The following is a 16,071-nucleotide window of genomic DNA, read 5'->3' on the forward strand; positions in this document are numbered from 1 at the left end:
GGCAAGCCAGGTGAGGCCGTGAGGCCATCAGGCCGTTAACCCCCCGTTAATTCCCCGCTGCCAGCATCCACGGCCTGTCAGCCCGCATGGCTGAAACTCCCTTCCATGCATCTCCGGTCATCCCCTCTTCTTTCGTCCTTCCTGCCCTTGCTTGCCGGCCTGCTGCTGGCGCCTTCGCCTGTTCTTGCCGGAGCGGCAGAGCCTGGCGGGCCGTCAGCGCTATCGGCGCTGGGCGCCTGGCTGCACCTGCCCGCCAGCCTGGCGCTGGGGCCGCTGGTCCTGCCGGTGGGCGTGGTGGTGGCCATGCTGGCCTGGCTGCTGGCGCAGTGGCTGGCGCGCAGGAATGAAAGGCGCACGGGCCAGGCCGTGGATGCGCTGCTGTGGCAAAGCACCCTGGCCGGCCTGCTGGCGGCGCGCCTGGCCTATGTCGCGCAGTGGTGGGCAGAGTACGCGCCTGCTCCCTGGGATTGGGGCGGGATGCCGGCCTTCGCAGGCCGCATCATCGATATCCGCGACGGGGGATGGAACCTGTGGGCCGGCCTGCTGGCCGCGCTGCTGTACATGCTGTGGCGCAGCCGCCGCTCCCCGGTGCTGCGCCGCGCCACAGGGCTGGCGCTGGGCGCGGGGGCGGCCCTGCTGGTGCTGGGCAGCCTGCTGCAGGCGCTGCCCTCCGCAGATGCACCGGCCCTGCCGGCCTTCACCCTGGTCAACGGACAGGCGCAGCCGGTCTCTCTGCAGCAGTTGCAGCAGGCCGATGGCAGGCCCATGGTGATCAACCTCTGGGCCACCTGGTGCCCGCCTTGCCGGCGCGAGATGCCGGTGCTGGCCCAGGCCCAGCAGCAGCGGCCCGATGTGCGCTTCATCTGGATCAACCAGGGCGAGCCAGCCGAGGCCGTGATGGGCTACCTGCAGCGCGAGCAGGCGACGGCCCCGCTGCCGCTGGCCCAGGTGCTGTTCGACCCGCAGCAGCAGGCCGGCCGGCACTGGCGCCAGCGGGGCCTGCCTTCCACCTATTTCTATGGCGCCGACGGCCGGCTGTGCGGCATGCGCATGGGCGAGCTGTCGCGCGCCAGCCTGGCCCAGCATCTGAAGGAATGTTCATGAGCGCTTCCCCCCTGTTCCCCCTGCCTGCACTGGCAGGAGCCCTGGCCCTATCGGCAGCCTTGGCCCTGCCGGCTGCGGCGTCCGAGGTGCCATCGGAGGATTTCCTGGCCCAGCAGGGACTGACCCTGGTGGGACCGCTGCCGGCCGTGGGTGGACTCAAGGCCTGGGCCGCCTACCGCGACCGCCAGCCCGTGCCCATCTACCGCATGCCTGACGGCAAGCACTGGGTGCTGGGCACGGTGATCGACGCCCAGGGCCGCGACGTGAACGCCCAGGCCCTGCAGGCCGCCGTGCAAAAGCCCATGGGCGAGCAGCTGTGGAGCGATGTGCAGCGCGCCCAGTCCATCCCGGATGGCCGCGCCGACGCGCCGCGCACGGTCTATGTGTTCACCGACCCCAACTGCCCCTATTGCAACCAGCTGTGGAACGATGCCCGGCCCTGGGTGGAGAGCGGCCAGGTGCAGTTGCGCCACATTCTGGTGGGCATCCTCAAGCCCAGCAGCGAGGGCAAGGCCGCCGCCATGCTGACCGCGCGCCAGCCAGAGCAGGCCCTGGCCGAGCACGCACGTGCCTATGCCAAGGCCGGCCGCGCCAGCGCAGAAGGCGCGGGCGCCACGCCGCTGGCCCCGGTGCCGCAGGCCACGCGGCAGGTGCTGGCCAGCCATGCCTCGCTGATGTCCACCTGGGGCCTGCGTGCCACGCCGGCCCTGGTCTGGAAGGATGACAAGGGAGTGGTGCAGGTACGCACCGGCCTGCCACCGGGCCTGCTGGAAGAGGTCATGGGGCCGCGTGGCAGGAAATGATGAGGACGACCATGAGCACAAGCCGTTGTCCCGCCGCTTCCACCGCTTCCACCGCCTCCAGCGACTGGAGCGACCTGTTCCCCTCCCGGCCGGATGCGCCGCCGCTGCGCATCGTGCTGCATGCGCCCACACCCGGCGCCCTGGCCCGTGCGCGCAGCAATCTGGCCAACCTGCGCCAGGACCGGCCCGGTGCCGAGGTCCGCATCGTCATCAACGGCCCGGCCGTCGAGGCGCTGCTGGACGCCGCGCCGGGCACGCCGCAGCATCTGGATGCAGAGGCCCTGGCCCATGTGCTGGTCTGCCCGAACACGCTCAAGAAGCTGGGCCGCGAGGCGCCTGCCGGCATGCGCGTGCTGCCGCAGGGCGGCATCGAGTCACTGGCCCTGCTGCAGCAGTCGGCCTGGTGCTACGTGCGCTGCTGAGCGGCCTGCGCCAGCGAGGCCAGGCAGCGCGCCTGCCATTGGTATTCAGGCTCGAACGATTCGCGGTCCGTGACGGCGCCGTGGCCGCCCTCGCCATAGACCATGGCGTAGGCCGCATAGTCGGCCGCCTGCAGCGCCCGGCCCGCCAGGCCGTGGGCCGTGGCATAGGTGGCGGACACGGCGGCATGGCCGCAGCCGTCGAGGGAGCGCGATCCCTGGTGGTGGTTGGCCAGGCTGGCGGCCTCGCGGGCCAGGCGGTCCAGCTCCTGCCTGTCGATCTGGCCGTCCAGGTAGCGGCGAAGGCCTTGTGCGCAGCGGATGACGTCCGGGTCTTCCAGCAGGTGCGAGATACGGTCCACGCAGGCCTGTGTGAATTGCAGCCTCAGGTGCTCGCCGGCTTCGGCGGCAAGGTCCAGTTCCGAAGCAAGGCTGTTCAGGGCATGGTTCATGGAGAACTCCTTGGCAGTGGCGACACAAGCAGCGTAGACCGGGGCCGCGCACGGAAACAAGAGGGTGATTTCCGATACGCGCCCCGCATACCCGAGGAATGCAGTCACCCTGTTAACCCCGTCTTAATCCCTGCGCCACACGCTATGGACTGCCTTGGGTGCCTGTCCATGGCAGGCAGTCGGTGGCGCTTTGCAAGCCCATTGCTTGACTCACATCAAGCCGCCAAGGCCCTGAATTTCATATATTAAATTCAATATAAAAAGCATATTTTTAATGCTTTATTGAGTTTGAGCGACCACCCTCCGTGGCCGCAGGACGATGAAAGACAGGCCATGCCAAAAACATCCCGCGCCGGCAGCGGCTGCAACGACTGCAGCTGCAAGCCCTCCTCCCAGGACATCCCCGCCCGCACCGCCGCCCATGCGCAGCCCGCCGCCGGCAAGCGCGGCTTCCTGCAGGACCTGCTGGCCGCCGCCATGGCGGCCGTGGCCCTGCCCGTGGCGGCGGCCGCGCCCGGCACCCCCGGCTTTCAACCGCCGCGCCGCCCCGGCGAGGCCGGCAGGCGCTACGGCATGCTGGTGGACCTGCGCCGCTGCATAGGCTGCCAGGCCTGCACGGTGAGCTGCTCCATGGAGAACCTGCCGCCGCTGGGCCAGTTCCGCACCACGGTGCTGCAGTACGAGGTGCAGCACGCGGGCAACGAGGAACTGCCGCCGGCCATGCTCAACCTGCCGCGCCTGTGCAACCACTGCGACAACCCGCCCTGCGTGCCGGTCTGCCCGGTGCAGGCCACCTTCCAGCGCAGCGACGGCATCGTGCTGGTGGACAACGAGCGCTGCGTGGGCTGCGGCTACTGCGTGCAGGCCTGCCCCTATGACGCGCGCTTCATCAACCACGAGACGCAGACCGCCGACAAGTGCACCTTCTGCGAGCACCGCCTGGAAGCCGGCCTGCTGCCGGCCTGCGTGGAAAGCTGCGTGGGCGGCGCCCGCGTGATCGGCGATCTCAACGACGAGGGCAGCGAGATCCGCCAGCGCATGCGCGAGCACGCCAAGGACCTCAAGGTGCTCAAGCCCGCCATGGGCACGGACCCGCATGTGTACTACCTGGGATTGCCCGACGCCTTCGTCGACGGCGTGGACGGGCAGGCCAGCGTGCGGCTGGTCACTTCCCACTGAACGCAAGGAGCACCCCATGCACATCGTCGAACTCCTGACCCCCGCCTACGAATCGGCCTGGCTGCCCTGGGCCGTGCAGTACTTCTTCCTGGCCGGCATTGCCACGGGCGCCGCCCTGCTGGCCGCCGCCTGCGCCTGGGCGCCGCGCGGCAGCGCCATGGCGCGCCTGCTGCCGGCCGCCGTGCTGGTGCTGGCCGTCAGCGCCATCGCCGCGCCCGTGTCGCTGCTGGCCGACCTGCACCAGCCTGCGCGCTTCTGGCATTTCTATGCGCACTTCACGCCGTGGTCGTGGATGTCGGTGGGCGCCCTGCTGCTGCCGGTCTTCGTGGGACTGGCGCTGGCCTTCGTGCTGGCCTGGTGGCTGGGCCGGCCGCAGTGGCTGCGCTGGCTGGCACCGCTGCTGGCCGTGTCGGCGCTGACCATCACCGCCTATACCGGCGCCGAGCTGATGGCCGTGCGCTCGCGCCCGCTGTGGAACACGCTGTGGGTGCCGCTGAACCTGGCACTCACGGGCTGGCTGGCCACGGTGGGCTGCATGCTGGTGACGGCGCGCTTTCTGCCCGCCCGCCACCGCCCCGATGCCGGCGCCCTGCAGGCCCTGCGCGTGCTGGGCCTGGCGCTGGCGCTGTGCCTGCTGGCCATGGCGGCGGTCTGGGCCGTTGCCGGCTGGCTGGGCCAGGGCCGCTCCTTCCAGGCGGCGCTGCAGCTGTGGCAGCAGTTTCCGGTCTGGCGCCTGAGCATGCTGGGCTCGGCCGTGGCCGGTGCCGCCCTGCTGTGGGCCCTGGTGCGGGGCGGGCAGCGCATGGCCTGCCCGCGCTACACGCTGGCCCTGGGGCTGGGCCTGGCCGCCGCGGCCTGGGCCTTCCGCTGGGCGCTGTTCATGGGCGTGCAAGGCGTGCCCAAGTACGGCGCGGGCCTGTACATCTACCACATGCCGCTGGGCGGCGACGGCCTGCTGGGCATGCTCGGCGTGGCCGGCCTGTGCATTGCACTGGTGCCGCTGGCCACCTGGGCGCTGGAGCTGTTTCCCGCGCGCTCGGCCACGGCCCGCGCCGTCTGACACCGTCGCCCTGACGACCCCTTACCCATTCACGGAGCGCGGCCCGCCACCGGCCGGCCGCGCCACAGAAAGCCTTTCATGACCGACAAGAAGAAACTCCCCCAAGCTCCCGAAGATTCCCTGGATGCCGAGGCCGCCCGCCGCCGCCTGCTGCTGCGCGGCGGACTCACCGCCGGTGGGCTGGCCGCCTTTGCGGCCGGCTACGGCGAGACGCTGGCACGTGGCGCCAAGGGCCTGGTCGCAGGCACCTCGGGCACGCCCACGGCCAGCGCCACGCGCGGCAATTCGCTGACGCCCGAGTTCCGCATCGACCCGGCCACGGGCGCGCTCGCCACACAGCCCGGCCAGGTGGTCAGCCCCTCCAGCTGCCTGGGCTGCTGGACGCAGTGCGGCGTGCGCGTGCGTGTCGATACCGCCAGCAACCGCATCCTGCGCGTGGCAGGCAACCCCTACCACCCACTGGCCACCACGCGCCCGGCCGCCATGGAAGAATCCGTGCGCGAGGTCTACGCCAAGCTGGGCAAGGAGCTGGGCCTGGAGGGCCGGGCCACGTCCTGCGCGCGCGGCTCGTCCATGCTGGAGCACCAGAACGCACCGCACCGCGTGCTCACCCCGCTCAAGCGCGTGGGCCCGCGCGGCAGCGGTCGCTGGCAGAGCATTTCCTTCGAGCAACTGGTGCAGGAAGTCTGCGAGGGCGGCGATCTGTTCGGCGAAGGCCAGGTCGAGGGCCTGCGCGCCATCTGGGACACCAAGACGCCGCTGGACGCCGACAACCCCGAGTTCGGCCCGCGCTCCAACCAGTTGCTGGTGACCGACGCCTCCAACGAAGGCCGCGCCCAGCTGCTGCGCCGCTTTGCAGGGCCGTCCTTCGGCACCGTGAACGTCAGCAACCACGGCGCCTACTGCGGCCAGAGTTTTCGCGTGGGTGCGGCAGCGGCCCTGGGCGACCTGCCCGGCATGCCGCACGGCAAGCCGGACTGGAGCCATGCCAGCTTCGGGCTGTTCATAGGCGCGGCGCCCGCGCAGTCCGGCAACCCCTTCCAGCGCCAGGGCCGCGAACTGGCCGAGGCCCGCTCGCGCGACGACAACCGTTTCCGCTACGTGGTGGTCTCGCCCGTGCTGCCGACCTCGTCCAGCCTGGCTGCCGGCAGCGGCAACCGCTGGCTGGCCGTCAAGCCGGCCAGCGACCTGGCCCTGGCCATGGCGCTCATCCGCGTCATCCTGGACGAGGCGCGCCATGACACGGGCTTTCTCGCCCAGCCCGGCCCGGCCGCCATGCAGGCGGCGGGCGAGGCGTCCTGGAGCAATGCCACGCACCTGCTGGTCAACGAGCCCGGCCACCCGCGCCATGGCAGCTTTCTGCGCGGCGCCGACCTGGGCTGGGCCCTGCCCGCGCCAGCCGAAGACGGCAAGCCGGCCCAGGATGTGTTCGTGGTGCAGCGTGCCGATGGCCGCCTGGCGCCGCACACCCAGGCCGAGCCTGCACAGCTGATGGTGCGCACCCGCGTGGCCGTGCCCGGCCTGAAGGCCGAAGGCGCGGACCAGGCCCCCGAGCTGTCGGTCTGCTCCTCGCTCGCCAAGCTGCATGAGCAGGCCAGCCTCAAGACACTGGACGAGTACGCGGCGCTGTGCGGCGTGGCGCGCGGCGAGATCGAGGCGCTGGCGCGCGAGTTCACCAGCCATGGCAAGCGCGCCGTGGCCGATGCGCACGGCGGCACCATGAGCGGCGCGGGCTTCTACACCGCCTACGCCATCAGCATGCTCAACACCCTGGTGGGCAACCTCAACGTGCAGGGCGGCCTGGTGCTGGATGCCGGCCCGTTCGGCCCCTTCGGCCCGGGCCCGCGCTACGACTTCGCCAACTTCGACGGCAAGGTCAAGCCGCGCGGCCTGGCGCTGTCACGCCACCGCCAGCCCTACGAGAAAAGCGCGGAATTCCAGCGCAAGCGCGAGGGCCAGCCCGAGGGCGCGAAGGACTACCCCGCCGCCCAGGCCCCGTGGTACCCGGCCGTGGGCGGCCTGTCCAGCGAGATGCTGGCCAGCGCGCTGGCCGGCTACCCCTACCGCGCAAAGGCCTGGATCAACCACATGAGCAACCCCGTCTACGGTATTGCGGGCTTTCGCAATGCGCTGGTGGACGATCTCAAGGACCCGAAGAAGCTGCCGCTGATCGTCTCCATCGACCCCTTCATCAACGAGACCAGCGCGCTGGCCGATTTCATCGTGCCCGATACCGTGACCTACGAGAGCTGGGGCATCTCGGCGCCCTGGGCCGACGTGGTGGCCAAAAGCTCCACCGTGCGCTGGCCCGTGGTGCAGCCCGCCGTGGCGCGCACGGCCGGCGGCCAGCCCGTGAATGTGGAGAGCTTTCTCTTCGCCGTGGCAGAACGGCTGGGCCTGCCCGGCTTTGGCGAGGCCGCCATCAAGGACGCCCAGGGCCAGCCCCATGCGCTGCGCTCGGCCGAGGACTTCTTCATCCACGCCCTGGCCAACGTGGCCTGGGCAGGTGGCAAGCCCGTGCCGGCGGCCAGCGATGACGACATCGCCATCACCGGCGTGGACAGGCTGGTGCCCGCGCTGCGCCAGCGCCTGAAGGACGATGAATGGCGCCAGGTGGCCATGCTGCTGACGCGCGGCGGGCGCTTCGACCGCATCGAGGACGCCTGGAAGGATGGCCACACCCGCAAGGCCCACGCGCCTGCCCTGCAGGTGTGGAGCGAGGAGCTGGCCCGCATGCGCCACGCCATGACGGGCGAGCGCTACAGCGGCTGCCCCACCTGGTATCCGGCGCGGCTGGCCGACGGCAGCGCCATGCGCACGCATTTCGGCGAGCAGCAATGGCCGCTGCTGCTGACCTCGTACAAGTCCAACCTGATGAGTTCCATGTCGATTGCCGTCTCGCGGCTGCGCCAGGTGCATCCGCACAACCCGGTGTCCCTGCACCGCGATGACGCCGAGCGGCTGGGCATCGCCAACGGCGACACGGTGCGCATCCGCACGCCGGGCGGCGCGGTGACGGCCGTGGCCATGGTGCGCGACGGCGTGATGCCGGGCACCGTGGCCATCGAGCACGGCTACGGCCACCGCGAGCTGGGCGCGGGCCGCCACAGCATCGACGGCCAGCCCATGCCGGTGAACGCCGAGCATGCCAATGGCGTGAACCTCAATGACCTGGGCTTTGCCGATCCCACGCGGCCCGGCTGCAAAAACGTGTGGGTGGACTGGGTGTCGGGCGCCGCGGTGCGCCAGGGCCTGCCTGCGCGCATCGAGAAGGTCTGATCAGCGGGCGGGGCTGGCGACAGGTGCAGCGACGGTTGCAGCGACTGGTGTGGTGGCGGCCTGCCAGCCGCCGCCCAGCGCCTGGTACAGCGCAATGGCGTTTTCCAGCTGGCTCTGGCGCAGGCGTATGACTTCCTGCTGGGCCTGGTAGAGATTGCGCTGGGCGTCCAGCTCTTCCAGGTAGCTGGCGTAGCCGGCATCGTAGCGGTCCTTGGCAAAGCCCAGGGAGCGCTGCAGCACCGCCTCGCGTTCGCTGGCGTGCTGCCACTGCGACTGCAGGCGCCGGGTGCCGACCAGGGCGTTTTCCACATCGGCCAGGGCCTTGATCACCACGCCACGGTAGGCATAGGCGGCCTGGTCGCGCTGGGCGGTCACGGCGTCGAACTGGCCCTGCAGCCGCCCGCCCGTGAACAGCGGCGCCAGCACGCTGCCGCCCAGGGCCCAGACCGTGGCCGGGTGGTATTGCAGGGCATTGACCAGCAGGCTGCCGGCGCTGGCCGTCAGCGAGACCTGGGGCAGGAAGGCGGTGCGCTGCACGGCCAGGCTTTCGTCAGCGGCCGCCAGCTGCAGCTGCGCCCGTGCAATGTCGGGGCGGCGCTGCAGCAAGGCCGAAGGCAGGCCGGCGGCCGGCGCAGGCGGCGGTGCGCCCAGCGCAGCGGACTGGCCGTCGGTTGTTGCCATGAGCGCGGCTGCCTGCTCGTCACCCTCGCCACCGGCCAGCAGCAGAAGCGCCGTGCGCTGGCGCGCCAGCGACAGCTCCAGCTGCTCCACGGCCTGCTGCACGGATTGCAGCTCGGCCTGGGCCTGGGTGAGCTGCAGCTGCGAGGTGTAGCCGACGCGCGCCTGATCGTCAGCCAGGCGCAGGGCCTGTTCGCGCGAGCGGGCCGTGGCCTGGGCCACTTGCAGCTGCGATTGCAGCGAGCGCAGGCCCACATAGGCCTGGGCCGTGGTGGCGGCCACGGCCAGGGCCACGGCGTCGCGGTCGGCCTCGCTGGCCTGCAGGCGCAGGGCGGCGGCCTTTTCCAGGTGGGCGATGCGGCCCCAAAGATCAGGCTCCCAGCTGGCCTGCAGGCCGGGCTGAACCGAGCGCGTGTGCGCCAGGCCCCGCGCGCCCAGGCTGCGGCCCGTGGAGGCGCCGGCCGTGGCCGAGAGCTGGGGCAGGCCCGCAGCGCCTGCCACATCCAGGTTGGCCCGCGCCTCATCCACGCGCGACAGGGCCAGCAGCACATCGTTGTTGCGGGACTGGGCCAGTTCCACCCAGCGCGTGAGCAGCGGATCGCCAAAGGCCTGCCACCACGATGCCTGGACGGCGGCGGCAGGCTCCTGCCCTGCCCCGCTCCACTGGGCGGGCATGGCGGGGCGGGCCGCTTCAGGCGCGGTGCTCAGCGGCGGCACGCTGCAGCCGGCCAGCGCGGCGGCGCAGGCGACGGCCATGGCCAGTGCGCGGGCGGTCATGGGCGGGCCTCCGGTTGGGGTGCGGGCTGCCGTGCGGGTTGCTGTGCGGGTTGCCGTGCGGGTTGGGGCTCAGGCTGCGCCGTATCCAGCCGCACCACCACCGACATGCCCGCGCGCAGCCTGGCGGCCAGCTCCTGGTCGGGATCGATTGCAATCTTGACTGGCAGGCGCTGCACGACCTTGGTGAAGTTGCCCGTGGCGTTGTCGGCCTTGAGCACGCTGAATTCCGAGCCCGTGGCCGGCGCGATCTCCAGCACGCGGCCCGTGAGGTGGGCGCCGCCCAGCGCATCGACGCTGAAGCGCACGGACTGGCCTATGCGCACCCGGGCGGTCTGGGTTTCCTTGAAGTTGGCCACCACCCACAGCGTGTGCGGCACCACGTACATGAGCTGGGAGCCGGCCGTGACGTACTGGCCCCGGCGCACGCCGACTTCGCTGACCTGGCCATCGCCGGGCGCGTGCACCACGGTGTTGTCCAGGTTGATCTGGGCCTGGCGCAGCTGCGCCTCGGCCATCTGGACCTGGGCTTCGAGCGAGGCGCGGTTCACCGTCGTCGCCTTGATCTTCTGGGCGTTGATCTCGATGTCGGCCTGGGCCTTGGCCACGTTGGTGGCCGCCAGGCGCGCGGTGGCACGCACCTTGTCGCGCTCGTTGAGCGAGACGGAGCCGCGCTCGGACAGCGCCTGCACGCGCTGCAGCTCGGCTGCGGCGCGGTCGGATTCGGCCTGCGCCGCCGCCAGGCCGGCGCGGCTGGCGCCCAGCGTGGCGCGGTTCTGCGCCTGGGTCTGGTCGGCATTGGCCAGCTGTGCGCGGGCATTGGCCAGCTGGGCCTGCGCCTGGGCCTGGGCGGCTTCGTAGGTGCGGGCGTCAATGCGCACCAGGGGCTGGCCGGCCTTGACGTTCTCGTAGTCCTGCACCAGCACCTCGGTCACATAGCCGCTGACCTGGGGCGCGAGCACGGTGACGGCGCCGCGCACATAGGCGTTGTCGGTGCTGACCACGGTGCCCGCGAAGGGGAACAGGTTCCAGGCACGCAGCACCAGCAGCACGCCGGCCAGGGCGACCACCAGCATCACCAGCACGCTGCGCAGCGAGGGCTTGATGAGCTTGGGCGATGGCGATGGCGAAGGCGAGGGCGAAGGCGCCGCAGCGGGAGCCGGCGCAGGCGAGGCAGAGGCGGCCGTGCCGCCATTGGAATTTTCGGAGTCACTCATGTTGTTGTCTTTTCTCTGGGCGAACGGTTTCAGGCGCGGGCGACGGGTTGGGTGGGCGGCTGGCCCGGCGCGTCCTGCGGCGCGGCGGCATCGGTGCCGCGCATGGCCGAGGCATCGGCTGCGGCGGCGCGCATGCGCTCCACGAAGGCGCGCTGGCGTGCGCGGCCGGCCAGGGCCAGCATCCACAGCAGGTAGAGCACGGCCACGCCGGCCGTGAGGGCGAACACGTCGTTGTAGGCGCGCACATTGGCCTCGCGGCGTGCGGCCTGCGCCAGCTGGGCCGTGCCCTGGGCCGCGCGCAGGGCCGGGTCGGCGATGACGCGGGCCAGGCTTTGCTGCTGCAGGCGCAGGCGGTCGGCCACGATGGGGTCGGTGGGATCGACATCGGCCACGATGGCGGCCGAATACACTTGCTCGCGGTGCATCTGGTAGGTGCTCAGCAGGGCCGAGCCCATGAGCGCGCCCATGGCCTGCGTCATGGAGATGGTGACGATGGCCGTCAGCATGTAGTGCGCGCCGAACTTCAGGCCCTGCACCACGCCGATCAGCATCAGCGGCCCCATGAACAGGCCCGCGCCCACGGCCATGAGGAACTGGCTGCCGAAGAAGTCCTCGGGCCGGGCCAGGCTGGTGCGGCTGTGGTCCAGCCAGGCCGCCAGCGCGAACAGCACGATGGAGCCCACGATCTGCTTGCCCATGTTCTCCAGCCCGAAGGTCAGCGCCGACACGGCAATGCCCGCGATGGTGCCCAGCAGGATGACGATGAACAGCGGCTGCATCTGGTCCACCGTCATGCCCAGCATGCGCTGCATGCCGATCACGCCATAGGTCTGCTCGGTGGTCAGAAAGCGCAGCAGCAACGCACCGATCACGAAGCGCACCGTGGGCGCCAGCACGAACCAGCGCGTCTGCAGCATGGGGTTGCGACGGTGGTGCTCGATGTACAGCGCCACGCTCAGCAGGACGATGGAGCCGATCAGCATCCAGGCCAGCCAGGGCGTGTCCAGCCACCAGTGGTTGTAGCCCTGCACCAGCACGGCGATCAGCAGGCCCACGCCGGGCACCATCAGGAAGAAGGTCAGGAAGTCCAGCCGCTCGAAGCTGCGGATGTGCACGCCCGGCGGCAGCTTGAGCACCACCACGCCCGCGAACGAAATCAGGGCCAGGCCGGCCTCGAACAGGTAGAGGTTGTGCCACTCGCTGTTGAACAGCAGGCCCGGCGACAGGATCCAGGCCAGCGGCGTGGCGATCTGCCCCAGGCCCACGCCGATCACCAGCATCTTGAGCACATGCTTGCGCGGCGCGGCCTGCAGCATGTAGAGCGTGCCCAGCGTGCTGCAGGTGGCGCCCGCCAGGCCGCTGGCCGCGCGCAGCATGAGCAGGCTGGTGTAGCTGCCCAGCACCAGGTGCAGCAGCGTCAGCAGCGCATACAGGCCCAGGCCGATCTCGGCGAACAGCCGCATGCCGAACTGCTGGCGGAACTTGTAGACCAGCAAATTGGCCGTCATGTTGAGCATGACGTAGGCGCCGGTCAGCCAGGCGGCCTCGGAAGACGTCAGCCCCATCTGCCCCTGGATGGTGGGCAGGTTGGCCGTGAACAGTGCATTGCCCAGGCCGCCCGTCAGCGCCACCAGCACGGCGATCAGGCCATAGGCTGCGCGCACGGCCGGCTGGTGCAGCGGCATGGACGGCGAGCCCGGCAGGCTGGGCTTTTCATGCTCTTCCCAGTCCGGCGGGGGCTTGAGGTAGACGACGGGGGGCGACGGGGGCAGCACGGGCCCTGGTGGAGTGGGTGTGGTGGCCATGTCAGGCCTTCAGGCCTTGCCAGACGATCTGCAGCGCCTTGCGCGCCAGTGTGCGCCGCTGCTGCGGCGTCTCGCCGCGCAGCGAGGCGCCCAGCATGCCGAAGACCAGGGACAGCTCGGCCTGCGTCAGCGGCTGGCGGCAATGGCCACAGGCCACGGCCCGGTCCATGGCCGGCCGAAAGATCTGCCACATGGCAACGCGGGCCTGGGCGATGACCTCGTCGCCGCGCTCCACGGTGCGCCAGTAATCGGTGATGGGGGCCGAGACCGCAATGCGCTCGGCCAGGCGCGACAGCAGCTTGTAGAAGGCATCGTCGTCCTCGGCCATGGCTTCGGCCGCGCTGCGCATGCTGTCCAGCGAACGCTCCAGCAGCGCCAGCATCAGCGCACGCCGGTCAGGAAACTGCCGGTACAGCGTGGCGCGGCCGACCTCGGCGCGCTCGACCACCAGGTCCAGCGGCGCGGTCACGCCATGCTCGGAAAACACGGCATCGGCCGCGTCCAACAACTGGGCGCGGCGGATATCGGCACTGGGTCTTTTGGAAGTCATGCGGACAATTATCGGACAAAGTTGTCCGTTAAATGTCCGCAACCGGCCTATCCCATGGCGTGGCCATGGGCAAAAAAGCCAGCGGTTTCCGGCAGTGGAAAAGCCTCTACAGGTCGGTCAGCGGCAGCAGCTGGCGGCGGCTGTCAAAGCGCCGCGACTGGCCGTCCAGAGGATCGGTGAAGGCCAGGCTGCGCGCCAGCAGCTGCAGCGGGCGCGAGTAGTCGCCCTCGGGCATGTCATGCACTTCGGGATAGAAGCCGTCGCCCCACAGCGGCAGGCCCAGGGCGGCCATGTGCACGCGCAGCTGGTGGCGCTTGCCGCTTTCCGGCTCCAGCCGGTAGCGCGCCCAGGGGCCGCGCTGCTCCAGCACCTGCATGTGGGTGCTGGTGTTGGGCGTGCCGGCCACCTCGTGCATGCGAAAGAAATGGCCGCTTTCCTCCATGCGGCTTTCATGCGTGCGCGGGAAAACCACGTCCTCGCGCCAGGGGGCCACGGCCTCGTAGGTCTTGTGGATGGCGCGGTCGCGGAACAGCGCCTGGTAGATGCCGCGCGTGGCGCGCTGCACCGAAAACACCACCAGCCCCGCCGTATCGCGGTCAATGCGGTGGATGGGCGACAGCTCGGGCAGGTCGAACTCGCGCTTGAGCCGCACCAGCAGCGTCTGCTGCAGGTACTTGCCGGCCGGCACCACGGGCAGGAAATGCGGCTTGTCGGCCACCAGCAGATGCGCGTCGCGGTGGAGGACCTCGGCCTCGAAGGGAATGGGCGGCTCGGCCTGCAGCTCGCGGTAGTAGTAGTAGCGCAGGCCCGGCGCAAAGGCCGTGCCTGCATCGGCGGCGCGGCCATGCTCGTCCACCACCTCGCGCAGCGCCAGGCGCCGCAGCCAGTCTTCGCGCGCCACGGCCGGCAGGCGCTCGGCCAGAAAATCGATCAGCAACCCGCCGCCCTGGCTGGGCAGCACCACGCAGCTGGGGCTGACGCCGTCGCGTATGGGAAGAACCTTTGGGTCGTGGGCGTTGTGCATGGGGCGGCGATTCTAGCGGCGCAGGACTTCCGGCGCGCCGTCATCCCCACCGCCCGCGGCACCGTCCGCCGTCACCAGCACGCCCGCCGAAACAATGTAGTCGGCCGCGCTTTCGATGTCGCCGCGCAGCGCCTCCTTCGCGGCGGGCGCATCGCCGCGCCGCAGCGCCTCGACCAGGCGCGCGTGGTGGCCGACCGCCACCTGTTCGCTCACGCGGCGCGAGCCCGAGCGCATGTCGTGGTTGAGGATGGGGCCTATGCGCAGCCACAGCGCCTCGATCATCTGCAGCAGCATGGGCATGCCGGCCGCGCTGTAGACGGCGAAGTGGAAATCCTTGTTGAAGGCGATGAGCCGCGCGCCGTCCGGCGAGGCGCTGGCCATCTCGGCCGCAAAGCGGTCCTGCAGGGCGGCGATGCGTTCCAGCCCGGCGGCCGGCAGTTGCCGGGCCGCCTGCTCCGTGGCCAGGCCTTCGAGGTTGACGCGGATGCGCGTGATCTCGCGGAAGGCGCTTTCCGTCATCAAGGGCACGCGCAGCGCGCGGTTGGGCGTGAGTTCCAGCGCCTGCTCGGCCACGAGCCGGTGCACGGCCTCGCGCACGGGCATGACGCTGACGCCCAGCGCGCTGGCCGTGGTGCGCAGCGAGATCTGCTCGCCCGGAATCATCTGGCCCGTGATCAGCAATTCCCTGAGCTGTGCATAGACATCGCTGCTGAGGGTCTGCCGTTTGAGTGGGGTGACTAGTTCGTTGATGGCCATGGCGGCGATGGTAGCGCGGCGCCGCCGCTGTCATGCCTCATAGGGTATTCACCATATTTGATCTGTGATCACAGATACAAAATCCAAACCCAACCCGAATCCCTTTCACCTTTGTTTGAGTTCCCAAGGAGTCCCCGCATGTGGAAAAACGATCTTCTGGCCGGCCAGCGCGTCCTGGTGACGGCGGGCGCCGCCGGAATCGGCCTGGAAATCAGCCGCGCCTTTGCCGAGGCCGGCGCGCGCGTCATGGTCTGTGACGTGGCCCAGGCCAGCCTGGATGCGCTGGCTGCCGCCCTGCCCGGCGCCAGCGGCCGTCTTGCCGATGTGTCGGATGCCTTGCAGGTGCAGGCCCTGTTCAAGGCCGTGGACAACGAGTTGGGCGGCCTGGACATCCTCGTCAACAACGCCGGGGTGGCCGGCCCCACGGGCGCGGTGGAGACGCTGGAGCTGGCCGACTGGCAGCGCACGCTGGATGTGAACATCACCGGCGCCTTCCTGTGCACGCGGCTGGCCGTGCCCCGGCTTCGGCAATCGGCACGCGAGGGCCGGCAGGCGGCCATCGTCAACCTGTCTTCGGCGGCAGGCCACCTGGGCATGCCGGGCCGCACGGCCTATTCGGCGTCCAAGTGGGCGGTGATCGGCCTGACCAAGTCGCTGGCACTGGAGCTGGGCGCAGACGGCATCCGGGTGAACGCCATCCTGCCGGGCGCCGTGGACGGCCCGCGCATCCGCGATGTGATTGCCGCCAAGGCGCAGGCGCGCGGCCTGCCGCTGGAGGACGTCACGCGCAGCTACACGCACCAGGCCGCGCTGGGCCGCATGGCCACGGCGCGCGACATTGCCAACATGGCCGTGTTTGCCGCCAGCCCGCTGGCCGGCCATGTCACGGGCCAGGAACTGGCCGTCGATGGCCTGACCCAGGCGCTGAGCTGAGCGCCCTCTCCTCCTCTCGCCTTTTTCACCGTTTGCAA

General features: G+C 70.5%; 14 protein-coding genes. 7 read left to right on the plus strand and 7 right to left on the minus strand.

The features are described from left to right. Nucleotides 1–105: 105 nt before the first annotated feature. Genes ACF8ME_RS06825 through ACF8ME_RS06835 form a run of 3 tightly spaced genes read left to right on the plus strand, consistent with a single transcriptional unit; the run spans nt 106 to nt 2,329 of the window. Complete coding sequence (locus tag ACF8ME_RS06825; RefSeq protein ID WP_392415789.1) at nt 106–1,104, plus strand: TlpA family protein disulfide reductase; 999 nt, start codon at nt 106–108, stop codon at nt 1,102–1,104. Beyond that, nucleotides 1,101–1,907 carry a thiol:disulfide interchange protein DsbG gene (gene dsbG, locus ACF8ME_RS06830; RefSeq protein WP_392415791.1) on the plus strand — a complete coding sequence of 269 codons (807 nt, stop codon included), beginning with the start codon at nt 1,101–1,103 and terminating at the stop codon, nt 1,905–1,907. The genes ACF8ME_RS06825 and dsbG overlap by 4 nt, the downstream gene beginning before the upstream one ends. Before the next feature lie 11 nt (nt 1,908–1,918). Further along, nucleotides 1,919–2,329 (plus strand): hypothetical protein, encoded by a 411-nt coding sequence (locus ACF8ME_RS06835; RefSeq protein ID WP_392415793.1) that lies wholly within the window; start codon nt 1,919–1,921, stop codon nt 2,327–2,329. Here the strand turns inward: ACF8ME_RS06835 and ACF8ME_RS06840 are convergent. After that, entirely contained in the window at nt 2,314–2,778 is a 465-nt protein-coding gene (locus ACF8ME_RS06840) for a hypothetical protein (protein WP_046242128.1), read from the minus strand. The two genes, ACF8ME_RS06835 and ACF8ME_RS06840, sit on opposite strands and share 16 nt — an antisense overlap. Nucleotides 2,779–3,111: 333 nt before the next feature. Between ACF8ME_RS06840 and dsrO the strand changes: the two genes are divergently transcribed. From dsrO to ACF8ME_RS06855, 3 genes are all read left to right on the plus strand, one after another. Further along, nucleotides 3,112–3,957 (plus strand): sulfate reduction electron transfer complex DsrMKJOP subunit DsrO, encoded by an 846-nt coding sequence (gene dsrO / locus ACF8ME_RS06845; protein WP_279214284.1) that lies wholly within the window; start codon nt 3,112–3,114, stop codon nt 3,955–3,957. A 16-nt stretch (nt 3,958–3,973) separates the two neighbouring features. After that, nucleotides 3,974–5,017: an NrfD/PsrC family molybdoenzyme membrane anchor subunit gene (nrfD, locus tag ACF8ME_RS06850; RefSeq protein ID WP_392415795.1), complete on the plus strand. Its 1,044-nt coding sequence runs from the start codon at nt 3,974–3,976 to the stop codon at nt 5,015–5,017. Between the two features lie 78 nt (nt 5,018–5,095). Further along, nucleotides 5,096–8,296, plus strand: coding sequence for a tetrathionate reductase subunit A (locus tag ACF8ME_RS06855; protein ID WP_392415797.1), 3,201 nt, complete (start codon nt 5,096–5,098; stop codon nt 8,294–8,296). Here the strand turns inward: ACF8ME_RS06855 and ACF8ME_RS06860 are convergent, their stop codons facing one another. The 6 genes from ACF8ME_RS06860 to ACF8ME_RS06885 all read right to left on the minus strand — a co-directional run bounded on the left by ACF8ME_RS06860 (nt 8,297) and on the right by ACF8ME_RS06885 (nt 15,100). Beyond that, nucleotides 8,297–9,751 carry an efflux transporter outer membrane subunit gene (locus ACF8ME_RS06860; RefSeq protein WP_392415800.1) on the minus strand — a complete coding sequence of 485 codons (1,455 nt, stop codon included), beginning with the start codon at nt 9,749–9,751 and terminating at the stop codon, nt 8,297–8,299. After that, nucleotides 9,748–10,965 (minus strand): efflux RND transporter periplasmic adaptor subunit, encoded by a 1,218-nt coding sequence (locus ACF8ME_RS06865; RefSeq protein ID WP_392415802.1) that lies wholly within the window; start codon nt 10,963–10,965, stop codon nt 9,748–9,750. The genes ACF8ME_RS06860 and ACF8ME_RS06865 overlap by 4 nt, the downstream gene beginning before the upstream one ends. 29 nt (nt 10,966–10,994) lie before the next feature. Then, entirely contained in the window at nt 10,995–12,770 is a 1,776-nt protein-coding gene (locus ACF8ME_RS06870) for an MFS transporter (protein WP_012206052.1), read from the minus strand. A gap of 1 nt (nt 12,771) precedes the next feature. Then, nucleotides 12,772–13,320 (minus strand): TetR/AcrR family transcriptional regulator, encoded by a 549-nt coding sequence (locus tag ACF8ME_RS06875; RefSeq protein ID WP_016446240.1) that lies wholly within the window; start codon nt 13,318–13,320, stop codon nt 12,772–12,774. Between the two features lie 106 nt (nt 13,321–13,426). Then, nucleotides 13,427–14,344 (minus strand): pseudouridine synthase, encoded by a 918-nt coding sequence (locus tag ACF8ME_RS06880; protein ID WP_392415804.1) that lies wholly within the window; start codon nt 14,342–14,344, stop codon nt 13,427–13,429. 12 nt (nt 14,345–14,356) lie between these two features. Continuing rightward, nucleotides 14,357–15,100 (minus strand): GntR family transcriptional regulator, encoded by a 744-nt coding sequence (locus ACF8ME_RS06885; RefSeq protein ID WP_392415806.1) that lies wholly within the window; start codon nt 15,098–15,100, stop codon nt 14,357–14,359. Nucleotides 15,101–15,238: 138 nt separating this feature from the next. On the opposite strand from ACF8ME_RS06885, the gene ACF8ME_RS06890 reads away from it, so the two are divergent. Beyond that, nucleotides 15,239–16,033, plus strand: coding sequence for an SDR family oxidoreductase (locus tag ACF8ME_RS06890; RefSeq protein WP_046988026.1), 795 nt, complete (start codon nt 15,239–15,241; stop codon nt 16,031–16,033). The last annotated feature ends 38 nt before the right edge of the window (nt 16,034–16,071 follow it).

Origin of the sequence: Delftia sp. WSY_7, assembly GCF_043104845.1 — a bacterium.
GTDB classification, from domain to species: Bacteria; Pseudomonadota; Gammaproteobacteria; order Burkholderiales; family Burkholderiaceae_C; genus Comamonas; species Comamonas tsuruhatensis.